The organism is Variovorax sp. 10L426, from assembly GCF_056395305.1.
In genome coordinates this window covers 124,691-140,930 of sequence record NZ_JBFTJF010000008.1, presented here as the reverse complement: position 1 = coordinate 140,930, position 16,240 = coordinate 124,691, and the positions used below count along the sequence as shown (strand labels likewise).

Below are 16,240 nucleotides of genomic sequence, written 5' to 3'. Positions count from 1 at the left end.
CTATCGCACGCGTACGGGAAGACTGCAAGCGCTGTAGACGACTGTGCAAGAAGGCTCCCCGCAAGCGGCAACGGCTTCGGTCCCTGCAGTCTGCAAAGCCGGTGAGCGGGCAAAGCCGCTTCGGTTGGCGCTGGAGGCAACTGCAACACATTGGTTGCCGTACGACATCTTGATCTTGCAGTCCTGGGCACCATCCTTCGCGCACTCTGCCAGCGCCATCTGTTGCGCTTTGGATTCACTGTCCTGATCGGCGACGATGCCTGCGGCGCCCGCCTTTCCGTCAAAAGCTATTGCTCCGAACCGGTTGGCCCATACCTCGCGCGGCTGTGGCGGAGAACTGCCATGGCCAGGGATGGGCTGACAGATGGGAAAGACTGCACCGGGAGCACCCTGCTGACCGACCATTCGCTGTCCCGATGGGCATGGGCCCTCCGAGAATGCCGTTGGTATGTACATTGCGCCTAGAACGGCTAGCAGAGCAAGGTTTCTTGAATGCCTCATACGACTCCTCGTGTGTTACCAAGGCGGGCGACGCCCTGTTTGATTGCATCTGGTTGAGGCGTGGCTCGGACCATGGCGCCTCCTTGGGAAGAATTGGGAAACGACGCAGGATCGCCGCCGTTCGCGGCGCCTTGCCCCAGCGGCAGGCCAACTTGTGGCCCCCGCCCTTGCGCCAGCGCATGCGCATCACGCGCAGCCCCACTCGCGCCGACGCTTCCAAACGCCGAATACGACATGAAGCTTCCCAGCGTCCCCTGAAAAAACGCCGCAGCCATCGGCGGCGCACTCACGATCAACGTGGTGAGGATCAAGCCCAGGCCGCCCTGCTGCAGTGCCATCGACGTGATCCCTTCGTCATTCATTCCTGCGCCACCAAGTGCCAGCATCGCCGCGTACTTGGTCAGGAACGCCGCCGCCACGGACTGGATCACGTTGTTCGCCAGCCCCACCATGAAGCTGAGGACTGCCAGCGAGAACATCGTGCCGATGCCATAGAACAGCCACTTGCTGAACAGCGACTTTGTCTGCTCGAACAACAGGCAGACGATGAACAGCGGCCCGAACCCCACGAACAGGGCTATGGCGATCTTGTTGAGTAGAAGAATCGATCCGCCAACCAGGCCCGGGCCGGCAATGCCGATGCCGGAAAACCACTTGGCTCTCTCCTTGGCGCTGTCCACGGAAGGATCGCCGCCGCTGGCCAGCGTATCGATCGCCGAAAGCATGCCCTGCATGTAGGCAAGGTTCTTGTCGATGCTCTGGTAAGGACTCTCGGAGTTCGGCGAAACCAGCGAGGTGATGGCGCTGGCCGTGCCATCAGTCAGCGTCCAGTAAAGAGAGGAGGACGCGCTTGCCGCGCTCGTGGCGATGCCGATGACGAGCGTGGCCTTGAGGGCATCACCCACCAACGCCATCATGGGCTGCTGCGTGCGCCCCGTGACGATGCGAAAGCCTTGATACATGATCCAGACCGTGAGCAACATCAGCCCGATCGCACCAATCAACCGGGCCGTGCTCGTCAGCAGGATCCACTGGAAGGTGTTGATCTCGTCGCGGAGGTAGTCGTTGATCAGTTGGAAGAAGACGAAATTGCTGGCGTCTGCCATGGGCATGTGCTCCTGCTTTGCGTGAGATGGCGTGCGTGCCGACTACTGTTCGATGCTCAGCGTTCGCTGGCCCGGAGCGCTCTCATGCCTGGAAATGTTCAAGCCACCCTTCAGCACGACGCCGCTGACCACACTGCCCACGATCGAACCGATCGCGCCGCTGAGGTCACCCCCGTCCACGGGAATCCCGCTGGTCGCCGCGTTGGCCTGCCTGGTGATCTGGGTGTTGAGATACTCGATGCGTGCCTGATAGGCGTGATTGACGGATTCCATCTGCTGCCGGTCGAGCGCAATGAGGGTCTGGAGCGCCAGGATCTGATTGGTGTTGTCTTCGAGCTTGCCGAAGTCATAGGCCTCGAGGCGACCGCGCGCGTCTACCAGGTCGGTCAAGCGCTTGTTGCGCGCACCAGTGTTGTCATACATGGTCTTCATGTACATGTATTGCGCATTCCTGGTCCTGACGAGCTCGATGCAGAAAGCCTGCTGCGAAGCCGCGATCTGGTTGCATTGCTCCGCGCCTTGCTCGAGTTGCAACTGGGCCCAAGGCTGTTTCGGATCCTCGACACGCATACCGGGTGAATGTGATGCGTTGGACGTGTCAAGGTCGAAGCGCTTGTTGAGCGTGTCGAGGTTCTTGTTGATGCTCGCGTCGCCACCCTCTTGGGCGCTGCCCAACTGCTCGTTGGTGCTGGCGATCTTGCGCTCGATGTCGTCGAGCTTGCTGTTGGCATCGCTGAGCGTCCTGTTGGCCTCCTTGTCGACGACAGACCATTGCGCATGCGCAACGGATGCGGACAGCGCGGAGGCGAGCATCAGCGAGATGTGCAGATGGCGACGTCGAGCCGGCCGGTGGGTTCGGAGGGGACTAGGGAACATCGGTGTTGTGCTTGGAGGATGGGCGATAGGCAGCGTGGTCTGGCACCGTTCAGCGACCATCCGTCCGACGCGAATCGGGCCGTGTCTTGCCGCTGCCCTTGCGCCTTCCATAGAAGGTCTGGAGCCACTGGTCAGGTCGCAGATCATTCACTGCGACCCCTTCAGCGGCGGCGCGCTCGCGCAGCACGCTGTGCATGATTTCGATGTTGTCGGTCGACGCCGAAATGACTGCCAGCGCATCGTCCATGCCGCGAAGGTCGAGCTGGCACACCGACGACATGTGCCCTTGCTTGACGAGAAAGCGGCGCGAGCGTTCGTCGAGGCTCACGACGACCTGGTATTCGGATTCGGTGAGCTTCAGGCCGTCGACGTAGTCCTCGCGGCTCGCATTCGGGTTGGGCAGCAGGATCATGGTGGCCGTCTGCTCGATGAGCGAGGCGGCGATGTCGCTGGCGAGCGCGTCTTCCGGGCTTTGCGTCGCGAAAATGCCCAGGCCGTTCTGCTTGCGGATGGTCTTCTGCTTGTTCTTCGCGAACTCCTTGAGACCACCCTCGCCGGCAAGGATCTTCCAGAATTCGTCCATCACGTAGATCAGCCGGCGGCCGTCGATCAAGGCTTCGAGCCGGTGCAGGAGGTAGTTGATGACCGGCACCCGAACTTCGGGGTTGTCGATGATGTCGGTGTAGTCGAAGCCGATGATGTTGGCGCGATCCAGATCGATGGTGTCCGCCGGGTTGTCGAACACCCAGCCCAGCGAGTTGCCCGCGGTCCACTTGCGCAGGCGAATGAAGATGCCGTCGTCGCCCATGTTGGGGAGGCTCTTCTGGAAGTTGCTCATGCTGCGCAGGTGCATGGGCGTGTCGAGCATGTTCTCGACCGCGCGAAAAATGTCTTCCTCTTCGCGCGAGCTGTAGACGGTCTTGCCGGCCAGGACCTTGATGAGGTCGCAGAGGAACTGAACGTTCGCTTCCGTGCGTTCGCAATGGAAGGGATTGAAGCCGGTGGGCATGCCGTTTTCGAGCGCGAGGTAGTTGCCCCCGCATGCGCGAACGAAGATCTCTGCGCCACGGTCCTTGTCGAAGAAGAAGATGGTCGGCGATGGCTCGAGCTTCTGCACCTGGCTGAGCAGGAAGTTGATCAGCGCCGTTTTGCCGGTGCCTGACTTGCCGATCACCATGGTGTTGGCGATGGCCTTTTCGCCCAGCGAGTTTTCGCCAAGGTGCGTGGCATGGAAGTTGAAGTAGTAGGGCTGGCCGTTGGTCGTCTGCAAGGTGGTGACGCACTCGTCCCATGGGTTGCGATGCTTCTTGCCCGTGGCGAAGTTGTGCAGCGGCGAGAGGCCGAGGAAGTTCAGCGAGCTGACATTCGCGAGGCGGGTGCGGAACTTCCAATTGCCAGGGAACTGCGCATAGAACGCAGCAGTGACGGCGAGGTCTTCCTTGACCGACACGAAGCCGGCATTGGAGAGCTCCGCACGCGCGGTGGCGATGTGCTGAGTCAGCGTCGGCTGGTCCGGCGCGTAGATGGCGATAGTGAAGTGGTATTCGCCGAGCACGAAGTTGCCGGATGAGAGCTGGTCCATGGCCTGGTCCATCTCGACGATCTGGCTGACGGCTTTGTCGCCGGAGGAGATCATCATGCCCTTGGTGCGCTCGAGCGCCTTGAGCGCGTCGTGCCGGCCCATGGGACTGAAGGAGTGCGTGATGACGTACTCGAAATCGAGGTACTTCAGTCCGTTGAGGATGCCTGGATAGGTGCCGCTCGGGTATTCCTTGATGTTGAGGATGGCGCCGAAGTGGTTGACGCCGGCCGGCGTGGTGAGAACGAAGGCACCGGTCTTGGCGGAGAAGCGCTGCCGGCTGACCGCCAGATAGCGGTGGACCGGCGCCTGCAGCACCGGCACGGGCTCGTCGATGTGGTTGAGCAGGTAGCCGAAGAATTCGAGCGTCTCGGAGAACACGGTGCCGTTGGAGGTCTCGTACATGCCCAGGCGGGTGGGTGCGTAGTCCTTGAGGACGGCTTCGACGTTGCCGGCCAACTCGTGCACCTTGCTGATGGCTTGCTGCTGTTCGGATTCGAGCCTGGACAGGTCGCTCGATTTTTCGACGAGGCGTTTTCCGCCTACCACCGGGCGGTACATCATGGTGAGGTACAGCTCGTTCTGCATGAGCTTCTGCGCCGACAGCGCGCCATAGTAGGCATCGGACAGGGACTGGTTGAACGTGTGCTCGAAGCGGCTCGTGTCCGTGATGGCGCGGCGGCGGCGCAGGTCGTGAACCCAGAAGGCGACATTGACGAAATCCGGCGCGCGCAGGGTTTGCAGCATCCGGTTGAATGTGTTGTGACGGTGCTCGAGTTCCCACTCTTCGCGTCCGACGAATGGCAGGCCCTCCAGACGCCAGGTCAGGAGGAAATCGCCTCCGGTGGTCTTGATGACTGTCGGCGAGACGTGAGTGGACAGCGAGACGAACTCACCGATGGCTGTATCGGGACTGAATAGCGGTTTCGACATGGTCAGCTGTCGTCCTTGGATTGGCCTCGGTAGCTGTTGGGCGTGAAGACCCACATGCCGTCGTGCTGTTGGATGTTCCGGGCCCTGAGGCGGAACTGCAGCCGAAGCCCCAGCAGCCGGAAGATCATTTCGTCGCGTCGCGCCATCTGTCGCATGACGAAGATCACCGGCGGGGTCAACAGCAGATAGAACAGGTTGAAGTACATCGCGAGCAACATGCATCCGCCCGCGCCCATGAAAAAGGGCACGTAGGGCACGCCCAGGAACATGGGCGGGCGGGTGCAGCCGCGGAACATCGGGTTCTTAAGCATGCGAGGCCAGCAGCTGCACCGCCGAGGCCAGGTGATCCATCGTGGGCGTCCAGATGCTGGAGGTGCCGGTAGAGCAGGCGTTGCTGCCCGAGCTGCTCGAAAGGAACATCTTGGCGATCTGGCTCGCCGCGCCGATCAGGATGGCGCCGATCATGACGGGGGCGACATCGGAAATGCGCTTGTGCGCGAAGGCGATCTGGTAGCCCGAAAAGATGACCGCGATGGTGACGACCACGACCGATGCGGCATTCAGCAGGCTCAGGATGCTCCCGAGGAATCCGCAGGTGGTGGTCAGTGCTTCAGAGCCACCGACCTGGGCCGCTGCCAGGCCGGGCACGAGGAGGGCAGCGACGAGCGTCGTGTCGAGGAGCGAGCGCAGACGGGCGCGTCGGGATGAATGGGCAAGGTTGCAGGTGACGTGTTGAGTTTGCATTTCAGGTTTTCCTCTCTGGTTGGATGAAAAGGCGGTCTGCGCCGCTTTTTGGGTGGCCGCGGTCACGCAGCCGGATCGCCTGGGCCGTCAAAAGACGAACGCGCCGTCCAGGTCTCCGTTGCGCTGGCCAGTCCGGCCGGCGGGAGTTGTCGAAGTGGCTCGCGAATCGCCCGGGCCGCGCACCTGCGGCACGAAGATGTTCGATCCGCCGCCGACGCCTGCGCTGGTCACCGGTCCAGCGGTCGTGGTGTCGGTTGCAATCGGCATGCTTGGTTCGTGGTCCGTCGTCATGCTGCGCATGGCGATCCGGTCAGGTGCGCGGGTTGCGCGCGCAGTCGTGCTTCCTTTGGCGCCAATGGACGAGGAGACTGCCGAACGTGCGGCCTGTCGCAGCGGAATCGCCGCCGCCGTGGTGCCAGTACCGGCGACCGTGCTGCCGCGGCTGATCGCGTCGTAGATCTTCTGTACGTAGCCGTGCTCGAATCCCGTCACGAAGTTGCCCGAGTAATAGCAACTGAATGCCTTCCCCCAGTGCCCGCCGGCGCTTGTGTGGCAATCGGCGAGGATGCGGGAGCCGGCCAGCAGGTTCGAGCAGGGATCGAAGGCCTTCTCGTGCGTGTCGAGCCCGTGCTTCCCGAGGTTCGCCCGGTTGACCTGGGCGATGCCGAGGGAAAAGTTGTATCCCTTGGCCTCCAGCATGCGTGCCGTTGCCACCGCTTCGTCCAGGCTCTTCGGCTGACGTGACAGCCGTCCGCCCACAACGCCGATCGCATAGGGGTTGGCGCCCGATTCGACATCGACGACGTGGCGCATCACGGTTGCCGGAACCGCGAGGTTCGGGCAGCCCATCATTTCAATTCCAGGCAGCACAACGCGCTCTCCCATTTCTTGTTTGTTCGTTGCGGCCCGATGACTAGGCAGTGTTCGGGGGGGACATTCGACCGGGGTTGAAGTCGATGCCGGTGAGGTAGCGACGCCCGGCGTGCGCCTTCATGTGCACCACGATGTCGATGGTCATCATCAGCAGGCGCTTGATGGTGCCGAATTCCAGTCCTGCGCCTTCGGCGGAGGCCTTGACCATCAGCGCGAGCTGGTCCCAGGTCTGGTCGGTGCTGCCGGCGTGGCAACTCGTGATGGAGCCGGGATGCCCGGAGGCGCAGTTCCGGATGAAGTAGAACGATTCGTCGCCGCGCAGCTCCGCGAGGATGATGCGATCGGGCTTCATGCGCAGACACGCTTCCATGCAACTCTTGGCCGTGACGTTGCTGGTGCTGTGGCCGCCCTTGGCGTAGAGAAGATGCACGACGTTGGGCTGGTCGATGAAAAGCTCGCGCGCATCTTCGATGGTGACCAGCCGCTCTTCCGCCGGGATGTGGTTGACCAGCGATTTCATGAAGGTCGTCTTGCCGCTGCCAGTGGCGCCGGAGACCACGATGTTCTTCTTGCTGAGAACGGCCTGCCGGAAGAAGTCGGCGTAGCGGCGCGCCGCGCGCAGTTCGAGCAGTTCGCGGTCTTGCTCGCCGATGCCGTTCCCCTCTTCGAGGATCTGATCGAAGAAGCCGTCCTCCTGGTACTGGGCCAGGGTTTTCATTTGCTTCGAGGGCAGGCGGATCGTGATCGATATGTTGCCGGCTTCGCAGGCCGGTGGAATGACGAACTGAGCGCGCTGGCCGGTGGGAAAGGTCAGCGACACGACGGGATTGGCGTCCGTGATGCGCTGGCCTGTGTTGCTTTCGTTGACGACGGCGGTGCAGAACTGCAGGGCTCGGGCGAAGGTCAGGCCAGGCGCCTCTTTCCGGTGCCAGCCGTCGCGCCTTTCCAGATAGAGCTCGCCCGGTCGGTTGATGCAGATTTCGGTGACCTCCGAAGAGGTCATGTAGTCCTGGATGCCCAGTACTTCATACTGGTAGGCCAGGAATTCGTTCGAGACGGCGGCAACGGGTTCGTCAGTCATGGCGTGCAATCCGATCGTGTCGATGGTTCAGTAGCGCGCGACCACGCCGCTGAAATCCACGTCCTTGGCGACATAGACATTCACGACGGTCCCCTGATGGATGGTCACGGTGGCCGGCCGATTGGCCGCGCGTCTGACGGCTTGCGTGGCAAGGCTTTGCAGCGTCTGGGCCGTGTAGCTTTCGAAGGGCGACTGGACGACGACTCCGCCGCTGCCGACAGTCGTGCCGCTGGGGCCGTATTCGGCGGCCGCGTACTTGAATGCGTCGCTGAAGAGGCTGATCAACATGGCCGAGCCGATACGCGCCCCCCAATGCTCGTCGAGGTGGCCTGGATGGCCCGCGCCGCCGAGGCTGTCGACGCCTGGGCTGGCCATGTTCACGTCGATGCCGGTGGGCGTGACGATGCGGTCCCAGATGACGGCCACGCGAGGACCGTTCGGTTCGGTGCTGTACTTGCCGAGCACCTTGGAACCCTTGGGCAGCAGCAGGCGTTTGCCACTGAAAGAGTAGACGGGCTCGGTGACGACGCACGAAGTGAAGCCGGGGATGTCGGTAACGACGTGGGTCTCGAGCACGCAGCGGATGTAGGTTCCGCGCAGCATCAATGTGTCAGGCCGGATGAGTGGCTCGGCGCTGGATGTCTGCGCCAGTGCCTTCGCCGAATATGCGCTATTGGGCGGGACGCCCTGTTCCGAGCCTGGGCCGCCGAACGGGCCTGCAGACTGAGCCGCAGGCGAGGAGGGTGGCCGCGCGTTGTTGCTGCCCACTCCGATGGCGGCGGAACTCTCGGCCGACATCATGCGGCGCTCCATCAAGCTTGGCTGATGCGGCCCCTGTCTGGTCGTGGCCAGCTGGGTTTGCGGGGGTAGCGCCGGCAGCGGCGGTGCGAGCGCTATGGCTTCGGCCTGGCGTGTCGCGGGAAGAGGCGGCGGCAGGTGTGGCTGTGGCGCCGCAGGGACGGTGACCGTCTCTTCGAGCGGCTTTTTTTGGCCGTCCTTGCGTTGGAGCACGCTGTCGAACATCCATAGCGCAGCTGCCGCGAGCAGAACGACGATGCCCGCCAGAAAGCCCAGGGCGCGTCGGTTCATGCGACGCATCTCGCTGCTCCTCAATTCGGGCGCGGCAGCATCCAGATCGGGGGGATCGGCCTGTTGAAAGCGGTCGAAATAGGGGTTGTCGGGCGCGAAGGTGTTGTCGCTCCCCGGAGTGTCGTTCTGGCTCACTTGACGGTGTTCCTTCTGAGGCCCACGACGTTGCTGTCATGGCGAACGATCAGGTAGGGGTAGGTGCCGTGAACGACGATGGTGTTGCCCTCGACGGTGGTGTTCACCACCGAGTCTTCGCCGTGCTCGGCCTGGCGCATGTAGATCGAAGGGAAGTTCCCGGTAGGGAACTGCTTCATGTCGCTCAGCTTGATGTACGTGAATCGCCCGTCGTCGTGGACGCTCGCGGGGATCAGCCACGGCGCGCCCGTGCTGCGGGTCGCGTAGTCGTAGTCGAAGTTGTATGTGCGGCCCTTGACCAGCGAGGTGCTGAGTTCCGGCGCGCGCTCGGCCTTGACGACTTCATTCGAGAAGCTCGCATCGGACGGATAGCTGAACCTGATCTTGTACTGGACGCCAGCGGCGCGCGCGGATTCCAGCGTCGTCCAATCGGTGGCGACGACTTTCAACTCGAAGATGTAGGCGTGCGTCTCCGTGCGGATCGACATGTTCGTGTCGACGTCGACATTCTTGGGCTTCAGATAGAAGACGTTGTCGCGCCGGGTCAGCTCCCAGCCGTTGCTGAACCCAGTGCTGTAGTCGAGGACCTTTTCATTGGGGCTCAGCTCGATCTGCGTGGTGATGCCCAATCCGGCGCGTACCTGATAGATGCTGTCAGTTTGGTATTCGTAGAGCTGCACCGCCTGTGCGCTGGCGTTGTGCATGGCAATGGCCGCGACGACGCACACGACGGCGGCGAGAGAAAATCGATTCGACGGATTCATCGGCGCTGCGCCCCGTCGCTTGCAGTTGTCGCAGGCGCTGCGGTCGCGCCCTGCTCGGCGATTGGCGGCGGCGGAACGACGAGATCGGGCGCTGACGGGACGGGAATTTCTTCGGGCGGCGCCGAGGCGTAATCCTGGTCGACGCGATAGCTTGTGACCTGGAAGCCCAGCGGATTCTCGATCCGGTGCTGTTCGTCCATCTTCAGGTTGGGCTTGTAGGTGAACTCCATCGTCGCGACCTTGCTGTCCAACGGCCGGCTGGCGCCGGTCTGCTTGTCGAAGAGACTGCGCTGGAAGCGCACCGTGGCTCCTCTCGGGGTGGCCTTGGCGTCGCCGTTGAGCAGGACGATGCTCAAGATCTTCACGCGTATCGCGCGGTCCTTGCCGTAGGTCTTGAAAGGGCTGTCCGGGTTGAGTGACGAATGCAGGCTCGTGTAGGCAGCAGCGACGCCGGGCGATGACATCGTCAGGACCGTGGTCCAGTCACGCAGGTTTGTCAGCGCCAGGTCGTACGACTCTCGCCCCAGCACGAAATGAGCGACGTTGCTGCGATTGATGGCTTCGCTGGCGGTGATCCGCTGGTTGACGACGTCTTCGGTGAGGCGGGCGACGGTGCTCGTGCCCGTGTAGGCGTCGGCCATGACGAGGAACGGCACTTTTTCCTTGAGCGGCAGCATGTAGAAGCAGCCGCCCGCAAGAATCAGCGCCATGGCGATGGCGCTGATTGCCACGCCCCATGCGCGCCGCTCGCTGCGGCGGGCGATGTCGGCAATGGTGAGCTCGAAATTGACGGCCTTGGCAACGGCCTCGTCGATTTTCGGAGTGGAGGAATTCTTGTTGAACATCAGCAAAGCCCGGCTTGGCAAGGATCGCCTCGGTCGTTGGTCGGCATTGGATCGACGTGGGTATCGCTGGCGGGCTGCACCAGGATTTGCTTGCTATCAGCCGTGACGGAGACGCCTTGCGCCGCGTAGACGGCGCTCAGCTCGGATGCCGCCGCCTGGAGATCCGTGGTGCGGATCCGGGCGACGGGCTTGTACAGCGCGAAGTCGGAGCCCAAGCGGAAGGAGAGCTTCAGGCCGCTGTCCGTCGCCCATCGCTCGAGCATCGTCTTCAGCGTTCCATCGATGGGCGTGGCGTAGAAGGTGTAGGCCGGAGACAGTGGAATCTCAGCCGGCGTGTCCTGGAACCTGTTCACGGGCATCCAACTGCCGCCGTAGTCCTGTGCCGGAGGTGTCCCGCATGCGCCAAGTACAAAAACGACGGGCAAGGCTGCGCAGCCCCGCAGGGCGCGCGTCATCGCAGCCGCGCTCACGGCTGGATCGCTGGATGACGAGGAAGGCCGAACTGATGGAAGCCGCGAAGCGCGAAGTTCGCGGGCCCCGTCCGGGCATTGGACAGGCGTGCCAAAAACCGCTGGCCGATAGCGTTGCTATGTATCACTGAAACTCCCTGAACCGATTTTTTATCGGCGCAGTGTAGCCTTCAATGTATCTTTCAGTAACTCATCCGAGAGCTTTCGAGACGTTTCTGACAAATGAATCTGAAGGGCCTGAAAGCGCGCGTTGTTGTGCCAATTCATGAATGCTTGTGGCCTTCGCCAGCCTAATCGCCCGCTGGTCCTCGATTTCGAGAATAATTCTCATTTTGAAGATTCGGATTCCGCGGGTGACCACAATGACCGGTGCGGCCTTGGCCGCCATCAGCCTCCATCAGCTTCCCAGCCGCCAATGGGCCACCGTGCTCGACGTGCTTCGGCCCGATTCGCCGGAAGACCGCGAATTGGTCTTGCGGCTCACAGAGATCGGATTCGTCCCCGGTGAAGCGGTGTGCATCGTCGCCAATGGCGTTCCCGGTCGTGAGCCCCTGGCCGTTCGGCTGGGCCACACGACCTTTGCCTTGCGCCGTCACGAGGCATCGTTGATTCGCGTGACGCCGGGAGCGGCCGGCCATGGTTGAGGCGACCCTCACGTTCCAGCCTGGTGCCGCCGTGTCGACGAACCCGCCGGAGCGTATCGCGCTGCTGGGCAATCCCAACTGCGGCAAGACGGCGTTGTTCAACTTGCTGACGGGCAGCCGCCAGAAAGTCGCCAACTACGCGGGCGTGACCGTCGAGCGCAAGGAAGGCACTTTGCGGACGGCAGCCGGTCGCCGCGTTTTCGTGCTGGACCTGCCGGGCGCCTACAGCCTCAACGCGCTGTCCGCCGACGAGGCCGTCACGCGCGACGTCGTCACGGGCAAGAGCAAGGAGGCGCCCCCCGAGCTGCTTGTGTGCGTGACCGATGCGACCAATCTGCGTCTCAACCTGCGGCTCGTGCTCGAGGCCAAGCGCCTGGGCCTGCCGATGGTGGTGGCGCTGAACATGACCGACATGGCCAGGAAGCAGGGCATCGTGGTCGACAGCGCCGTCCTCGCTCGAGAACTCGGCGTGCCGGTGGTCGAGACGGTAGGCGTGCACAGCAACGGCGCACAGGACCTCATCGAAGCGCTTGACCTGCCGGTGGCTGCCGCGGTGCCGCGCGCCTGGCAGGCCCCGGCACTCGACGACGTGCTCGAAACCCAGCGCGAGGTGAGGCGAATTCTCTCCGTCGCCGTGCACGAGCCGGTGGGCAGCCTGGCGACCAGCGACCGCATCGATCGCGTCGTGATGCATCCGGTGTGGGGCATGCTGGTGCTGGCGCTCACGATGTTCCTGATGTTCCAGGCCGTGTTCAGCTGGGCCGAGGTGCCAATGGACGCCATCAAGGATGCGACCACCGCATTCGGCGAGTTCATCAAGCACTACGTGCCGGAAGGAATGCTCCAGAGTTTGCTGGTCGACGGCATCATCGCCGGCGTCGGCGGGGTGATCGTGTTCCTGCCGCAGATCCTGATCCTGTTCTTGTTCATCCTGGCCCTGGAAGATTCCGGCTACCTGCCGCGCGCGGCGTTCCTGCTCGACCGCTTGATGGGCACCGTCGGCCTGTCGGGCCGCTCATTCATTCCGCTTTTGTCGAGCTTCGCCTGCGCAATTCCTGGCGTGATGGCCACGCGCACCATCACCAACTGGCGCGACCGGATCACGACGATCATGATCGCGCCGCTGATGACCTGCTCGGCGCGTCTGCCGGTCTATGCGTTGCTGATTGCGGCGTTCATTCCGGCGCGCACCATCGGCGGTGTGTTCAATCTGCAGGGTGTGGTGTTGTTCGCGCTGTATCTCTTCGGCATCGTCTCCGCGATGGCCGTGGCCTGGGTCATGAAGCGCTTCCGCGACAACAAGCAGCATTCGCCACTGATGATGGAACTGCCGGCCTACCGCTGGCCCAACCTGCGAAATCTGGCGCTGGGGCTCTACGAGCGGGCATGGATCTTCATTCAGCGCGTCGGGACGATCATCCTGACGCTCACGATCCTGCTGTGGTTCCTGTCGACCTTTCCGTCCCCGCCCGAAGGTGCGACCGGCCCGGCGATTCAGTACAGCCTGGCCGGAATGATAGGCCGTGGCCTGGAGCACGTCTTCGCGCCCATCGGCTTCAACTGGCAGATCTCGATCGCGCTCGTGCCGGGCATGGCGGCGCGCGAGGTGGCAGTAGGCGCGCTGGGTACGGTTTATGCGCTTTCGGCCACCGGCGACGACGTTGCGGGGCAGTTGGCTCCGCTGATCGCGGGCAGTTGGTCGCTCGCGACCGCACTGTCGTTGTTGGTCTGGTATGTGTTCGCGCCACAATGCATCTCGACGCTGGCGGCCGTCAAGCGCGAGACGGGTTCCTGGCGCTATGTATGGATCATGGCCGGCTACCTGTTCGGACTCGCCTACATTGCGTGCTGGATCACCTATCGGGTGGCCCTGGCGCTCACAGGAGGATGAGATGACACAACAAATCGTCGTCGCGCTGATCGTCGCACTCGCCGCGATCTATGCCGTTTGGCGCTGGATGCCCGGCAGCTGGCGCCGCGCAGCCGCGGCCAAGGTCGCCGTCGGCTCGCAGCGCGCGGGCCTTGTCGATGCTGAACGCGCGCAGCAACTGGCGGCGTCGCTTGGCAAGACCTCGGGCTGCGGTTCGTGCGAGAGCTGCGGCAGTTGCTCGACGGCGAGCGGCAAGGCGGTCGACGGAAGCAAATCGAGCGTCGCGCGCTCGCACTGAGACCGCACGATGTCTGCGCACGTCCTGATTGCAGGAGGAGGCATCGCGGGCCTCGCGAGTGCGCTCGCGCTGGGGCGCCGGCGCCATCGGATCGACCTGCTCGAGCAAGCTGTCGCCTTTGCAGAAATCGGCGCTGGCATTCAACTCGGCCCCAACGTGACGCGGCGACTGCAGGCACTCAGTGTCTCGGAAGGCCTGATGCGCATTGCCGCGAGGCCGGAAGCGCTCGTCGTTCAGAGCGCGATCGATGGCAAGGAAATCGCCCGGCTGCGGCTCGGAAATGCCATGCTGCACAACTACGCGGCGCCTTATCTCTGCGTCCATCGCGCCGATCTGCACGCGGTCCTGCTGTCGGCGGTGCGCGGGAGCGGCGCCGTCAAGCTCACCACCGGCGCTCGCGTGACGGAGGTGACTGCGCGCGGCGACACCGTCTGTGTGGCCAGTACCGACGCTCGTGTGTGGGAGGGCGATGCGCTGATTGGTGCCGACGGCCTATGGAGCACGGTGCGCCCCTGTGTGATCGAAGACGCGACACCGCCCCGTGCCACCGGTCATACGGCATGGCGCGCGATGGTCGACCAGTCGGCGTTGCCCGCCGCGCTCCGCAGCACGAGGGTCGATGTGTGGTTGGGTCCCCGGCTGCATGCGGTGGCTTATCCTGTTCGCCGAGGCGACGCGCTCAACGTCGTCGTGCTCGCCGAGGCGGCACCCGTCGGCGATGCGCGCGACTGGGATCAAGCAACCAGCCTCTCGGCGCTGCAACATGCGACCGGCCGCACCTGCGGTGAGCTTCAGGCTTTGCTCGAGTCGGTGCCTTCATGGCGAGCATGGACGCTCAATGACCGGCCACCGCTCACCAGTCCTCGTCAGATGGCCGGCGACCGCGTCGCCTTGGTCGGCGATGCGGCGCATCCCATGCTGCCCTATCTGGCGCAAGGCGCGGGCATGGCGATCGAGGACGCCGTTGCACTGGCGGAGGCACTGGACGGCGGCACCGCGGCCGAGGTGCCAGCAGCCTTCGCACGTTACGCCAGCGCGCGTTGGGAACGCAATGCCAATGTGCAGGCGCGGGCCCGGCGCAACGGCGAGATCTTTCACGCGACCGGCCTCGTGCGCATGGGACGCGATGCGGCATTGCGTTTGCTCGGCGCCAAGCTGCTGGACGTCCCCTGGCTCTACGACGCTTGATTCAGAGGCTGAAGCTCTGCAGGTGGTCGACGCGCTTTGCGAGACCGACGGGCCCCAGGTAGTGGGTCAGCCTCCCGGCGTGAACCTCGACCAGCGATGATTCGAGTTCTGCGAGCATTCCGTCCCTGACGGTGGCGTATGCAGTCGGAAGGTCGTCATGCTGCCGCCCATAGGCGTCGGCGATCAGGCGCGCGGCCGCGGGTGCGCCGCAGGCCACGCATTCGGCGATGGCCGTGGCAGTGGGCTCGGCGCCGCGCGAGAGCAGCAGGTCGACGAGTTCCGGTGACACAGCGCTGTCGATGTAGTCCAGCGCGTCGTGCGCCACAGGCGCACCGGCACGCACGAGGGCCGCCGCCGCCGCGTGTGCGCCGTGGCTGAGCGCCAAGTCGGTTGCGATCGCGCTGCCGGCCAACGGTCCGTCGAGCGCAACGCCTGAGGCGGCCAGCTTTTCGACCAGCGTTGCGTCGTCCGTGGCGACCGCATGCCGTAGTGCGATGCGCGAGAGCGCGCCGTTTTGGCCCAGCGTACCGTCGGCGAGCGCGGATCGCCAGTCGACCATCGCCTGTCGATAGAAGGCGATCAGCTTGTCCATCAATTCGATGGACAGGCCGTGGTCCTCGTGCCTTTCGTCAAGGTATTCGATGAGCGTCTGCCCGGTGAAATATTCGCCTGCCGGCTTGAGCGGATCTTCGTCGAGATGCAGCGCCTCGAAGGCCGCGCACAGATCGTGGGCCACGGTTGTCATCCCGTCCTCGTGCATCTCATGCGTCCAGGCCGAAGGGAGCCCTTGCTTCCAGGCGAGGACATGGCCGTAGTCGGCGCCTGATTCGACCACCGCATAGACACGGTCGCAGTATTCGAAGCCGCCGAAGGGCAGCAGGGTCAGTTTGCCATCCCAGGCGTCGGCGCTTTCGGCGGCGGCTTCCTTGGCACCCTCGAGTTCATGGTCGATCCAGCCTTGCAGGTCGTGGTAGGTGTCGCTGCCGTTCCAAAAGAGTTCATTCCAGTTGAAGGACTCCTCGTTGCCGTTCATATGCAGATGGAGGTCGTAGTCGAGGCGGCCGCCAGCCGTTGCGCGCCAGAGCGAAAGGATGTCTGGGGGAAGCGGCCCGGCGCAGACCGCCTGCACGGCGGCGATCTGCTCGGCGGACATCGGCGGTTGCGCGTCGAAGATCACGCGCTTGGCAAAGAGAACGATGCCGTGTGCACGCAATTGAGCGAGTTCGTCGTCACTGAACATGGGT

17 protein-coding genes are annotated in these 16,240 nt (G+C 63.6%); 4 read left to right on the top strand and 13 right to left on the bottom strand.

Annotated elements, in window-relative coordinates; genetic code table 11:
* The 12 genes from AC1DHL_RS13930 to AC1DHL_RS13875 all read right to left on the bottom strand — a co-directional run bounded on the left by AC1DHL_RS13930 (position 1) and on the right by AC1DHL_RS13875 (position 10,879).
* On the bottom strand, positions 1-405 hold the full coding sequence (locus AC1DHL_RS13930) for a DUF4189 domain-containing protein (RefSeq protein WP_478162337.1): 405 nt from the start codon (positions 403-405) through the stop codon (positions 1-3).
* A 92-nt stretch (positions 406-497) separates the two neighbouring features.
* Complete coding sequence (locus tag AC1DHL_RS13925) at positions 498-1,607, bottom strand: TrbL/VirB6 family protein (protein WP_478162336.1); 1,110 nt, start codon at positions 1,605-1,607, stop codon at positions 498-500.
* 42 nt (positions 1,608-1,649) lie between these two features.
* Complete coding sequence (locus tag AC1DHL_RS13920; protein WP_478162335.1) at positions 1,650-2,483, bottom strand: hypothetical protein; 834 nt, start codon at positions 2,481-2,483, stop codon at positions 1,650-1,652.
* Between the two features lie 49 nt (positions 2,484-2,532).
* Complete coding sequence (locus tag AC1DHL_RS13915) at positions 2,533-4,995, bottom strand: VirB4 family type IV secretion/conjugal transfer ATPase (RefSeq protein ID WP_478162334.1); 2,463 nt, start codon at positions 4,993-4,995, stop codon at positions 2,533-2,535.
* A 2-nt stretch (positions 4,996-4,997) separates the two neighbouring features.
* The gene (locus AC1DHL_RS13910) at positions 4,998-5,306 is read right to left on the bottom strand and encodes a VirB3 family type IV secretion system protein (RefSeq protein WP_478162333.1); all 309 of its coding nucleotides are present in this window, start codon (positions 5,304-5,306) and stop codon (positions 4,998-5,000) included.
* Entirely contained in the window at positions 5,299-5,739 is a 441-nt protein-coding gene (locus AC1DHL_RS13905) for a TrbC/VirB2 family protein (RefSeq protein WP_478162332.1), read from the bottom strand. The genes AC1DHL_RS13910 and AC1DHL_RS13905 overlap by 8 nt, the downstream gene beginning before the upstream one ends.
* Positions 5,740-5,826: 87 nt before the next feature.
* Positions 5,827-6,624, bottom strand: a complete 798-nt coding sequence (locus AC1DHL_RS13900; protein ID WP_478162331.1) for a lytic transglycosylase domain-containing protein — start codon at positions 6,622-6,624, stop codon at positions 5,827-5,829.
* 28 nt (positions 6,625-6,652) lie between these two features.
* Positions 6,653-7,693 (bottom strand): P-type DNA transfer ATPase VirB11, encoded by a 1,041-nt coding sequence (gene virB11, locus AC1DHL_RS13895; protein ID WP_478162330.1) that lies wholly within the window; start codon positions 7,691-7,693, stop codon positions 6,653-6,655.
* Between the two features lie 27 nt (positions 7,694-7,720).
* Positions 7,721-8,917 carry a TrbI/VirB10 family protein gene (locus AC1DHL_RS13890; RefSeq protein ID WP_478162329.1) on the bottom strand — a complete coding sequence of 399 codons (1,197 nt, stop codon included), beginning with the start codon at positions 8,915-8,917 and terminating at the stop codon, positions 7,721-7,723.
* Positions 8,914-9,681, bottom strand: coding sequence for a TrbG/VirB9 family P-type conjugative transfer protein (locus AC1DHL_RS13885; protein ID WP_478162328.1), 768 nt, complete (start codon positions 9,679-9,681; stop codon positions 8,914-8,916). Before AC1DHL_RS13885 ends, AC1DHL_RS13890 begins: the two co-directional genes overlap by 4 nt.
* Positions 9,678-10,526 carry a VirB8 family type IV secretion system protein gene (locus AC1DHL_RS13880; RefSeq protein WP_478162327.1) on the bottom strand — a complete coding sequence of 283 codons (849 nt, stop codon included), beginning with the start codon at positions 10,524-10,526 and terminating at the stop codon, positions 9,678-9,680. The genes AC1DHL_RS13885 and AC1DHL_RS13880 overlap by 4 nt, the downstream gene beginning before the upstream one ends.
* On the bottom strand, positions 10,526-10,879 hold the full coding sequence (locus AC1DHL_RS13875) for a hypothetical protein (protein ID WP_478162326.1): 354 nt from the start codon (positions 10,877-10,879) through the stop codon (positions 10,526-10,528). The genes AC1DHL_RS13880 and AC1DHL_RS13875 overlap by 1 nt, the downstream gene beginning before the upstream one ends.
* A gap of 479 nt (positions 10,880-11,358) precedes the next feature.
* On the opposite strand from AC1DHL_RS13875, the gene AC1DHL_RS13870 reads away from it, so the two are divergent.
* The 4 genes from AC1DHL_RS13870 to AC1DHL_RS13855 are packed head-to-tail and all read left to right on the top strand — an operon-like array spanning position 11,359 to position 14,996.
* A complete protein-coding gene (locus AC1DHL_RS13870) occupies positions 11,359-11,640 on the top strand; it encodes a FeoA family protein (protein ID WP_478162375.1) in 282 nt (93 codons plus the stop codon).
* Positions 11,633-13,531, top strand: a complete 1,899-nt coding sequence (gene feoB, locus AC1DHL_RS13865; protein ID WP_478162325.1) for a ferrous iron transporter B — start codon at positions 11,633-11,635, stop codon at positions 13,529-13,531. Before AC1DHL_RS13870 ends, feoB begins: the two co-directional genes overlap by 8 nt.
* Position 13,532: 1 nt before the next feature.
* Positions 13,533-13,808 carry a DUF6587 family protein gene (locus AC1DHL_RS13860; RefSeq protein ID WP_478162324.1) on the top strand — a complete coding sequence of 92 codons (276 nt, stop codon included), beginning with the start codon at positions 13,533-13,535 and terminating at the stop codon, positions 13,806-13,808.
* Between the two features lie 9 nt (positions 13,809-13,817).
* A complete protein-coding gene (locus tag AC1DHL_RS13855) occupies positions 13,818-14,996 on the top strand; it encodes an FAD-dependent monooxygenase (protein ID WP_478162323.1) in 1,179 nt (392 codons plus the stop codon).
* Position 14,997: 1 nt separating this feature from the next.
* Here AC1DHL_RS13855 and AC1DHL_RS13850 read toward each other — a convergent pair whose 3' ends face one another.
* Positions 14,998-16,236: an SMI1/KNR4 family protein gene (locus AC1DHL_RS13850; protein WP_478162322.1), complete on the bottom strand. Its 1,239-nt coding sequence runs from the start codon at positions 16,234-16,236 to the stop codon at positions 14,998-15,000.
* Positions 16,237-16,240: the final 4 nt, after the last annotated feature.

Coding starts and splice junctions, on each gene's coding strand:
- AC1DHL_RS13930 (WP_478162337.1), bottom strand. CDS start 405: ATGGTCGGTCAGCAGGGTGCTCCCGGTGCAGTCTTTCCCATCTGTCAG.
- AC1DHL_RS13925 (WP_478162336.1), bottom strand. CDS start 1,607: ATGGCAGACGCCAGCAATTTCGTCTTCTTCCAACTGATCAACGACTAC.
- AC1DHL_RS13920 (WP_478162335.1), bottom strand. CDS start 2,483: ATGTTCCCTAGTCCCCTCCGAACCCACCGGCCGGCTCGACGTCGCCAT.
- AC1DHL_RS13915 (WP_478162334.1), bottom strand. CDS start 4,995: ATGTCGAAACCGCTATTCAGTCCCGATACAGCCATCGGTGAGTTCGTC.
- AC1DHL_RS13910 (WP_478162333.1), bottom strand. CDS start 5,306: ATGCTTAAGAACCCGATGTTCCGCGGCTGCACCCGCCCGCCCATGTTC.
- AC1DHL_RS13905 (WP_478162332.1), bottom strand. CDS start 5,739: ATGCAAACTCAACACGTCACCTGCAACCTTGCCCATTCATCCCGACGC.
- AC1DHL_RS13900 (WP_478162331.1), bottom strand. CDS start 6,624: ATGGGAGAGCGCGTTGTGCTGCCTGGAATTGAAATGATGGGCTGCCCG.
- virB11 (WP_478162330.1), bottom strand. CDS start 7,693: ATGACTGACGAACCCGTTGCCGCCGTCTCGAACGAATTCCTGGCCTAC.
- AC1DHL_RS13885 (WP_478162328.1), bottom strand. CDS start 9,681: ATGAATCCGTCGAATCGATTTTCTCTCGCCGCCGTCGTGTGCGTCGTC.
- AC1DHL_RS13880 (WP_478162327.1), bottom strand. CDS start 10,526: ATGTTCAACAAGAATTCCTCCACTCCGAAAATCGACGAGGCCGTTGCC.
- AC1DHL_RS13870 (WP_478162375.1), top strand. CDS start 11,359: ATGACCGGTGCGGCCTTGGCCGCCATCAGCCTCCATCAGCTTCCCAGC.
- feoB (WP_478162325.1), top strand. CDS start 11,633: ATGGTTGAGGCGACCCTCACGTTCCAGCCTGGTGCCGCCGTGTCGACG.
- AC1DHL_RS13860 (WP_478162324.1), top strand. CDS start 13,533: ATGACACAACAAATCGTCGTCGCGCTGATCGTCGCACTCGCCGCGATC.
- AC1DHL_RS13855 (WP_478162323.1), top strand. CDS start 13,818: ATGTCTGCGCACGTCCTGATTGCAGGAGGAGGCATCGCGGGCCTCGCG.
- AC1DHL_RS13850 (WP_478162322.1), bottom strand. CDS start 16,236: ATGTTCAGTGACGACGAACTCGCTCAATTGCGTGCACACGGCATCGTT.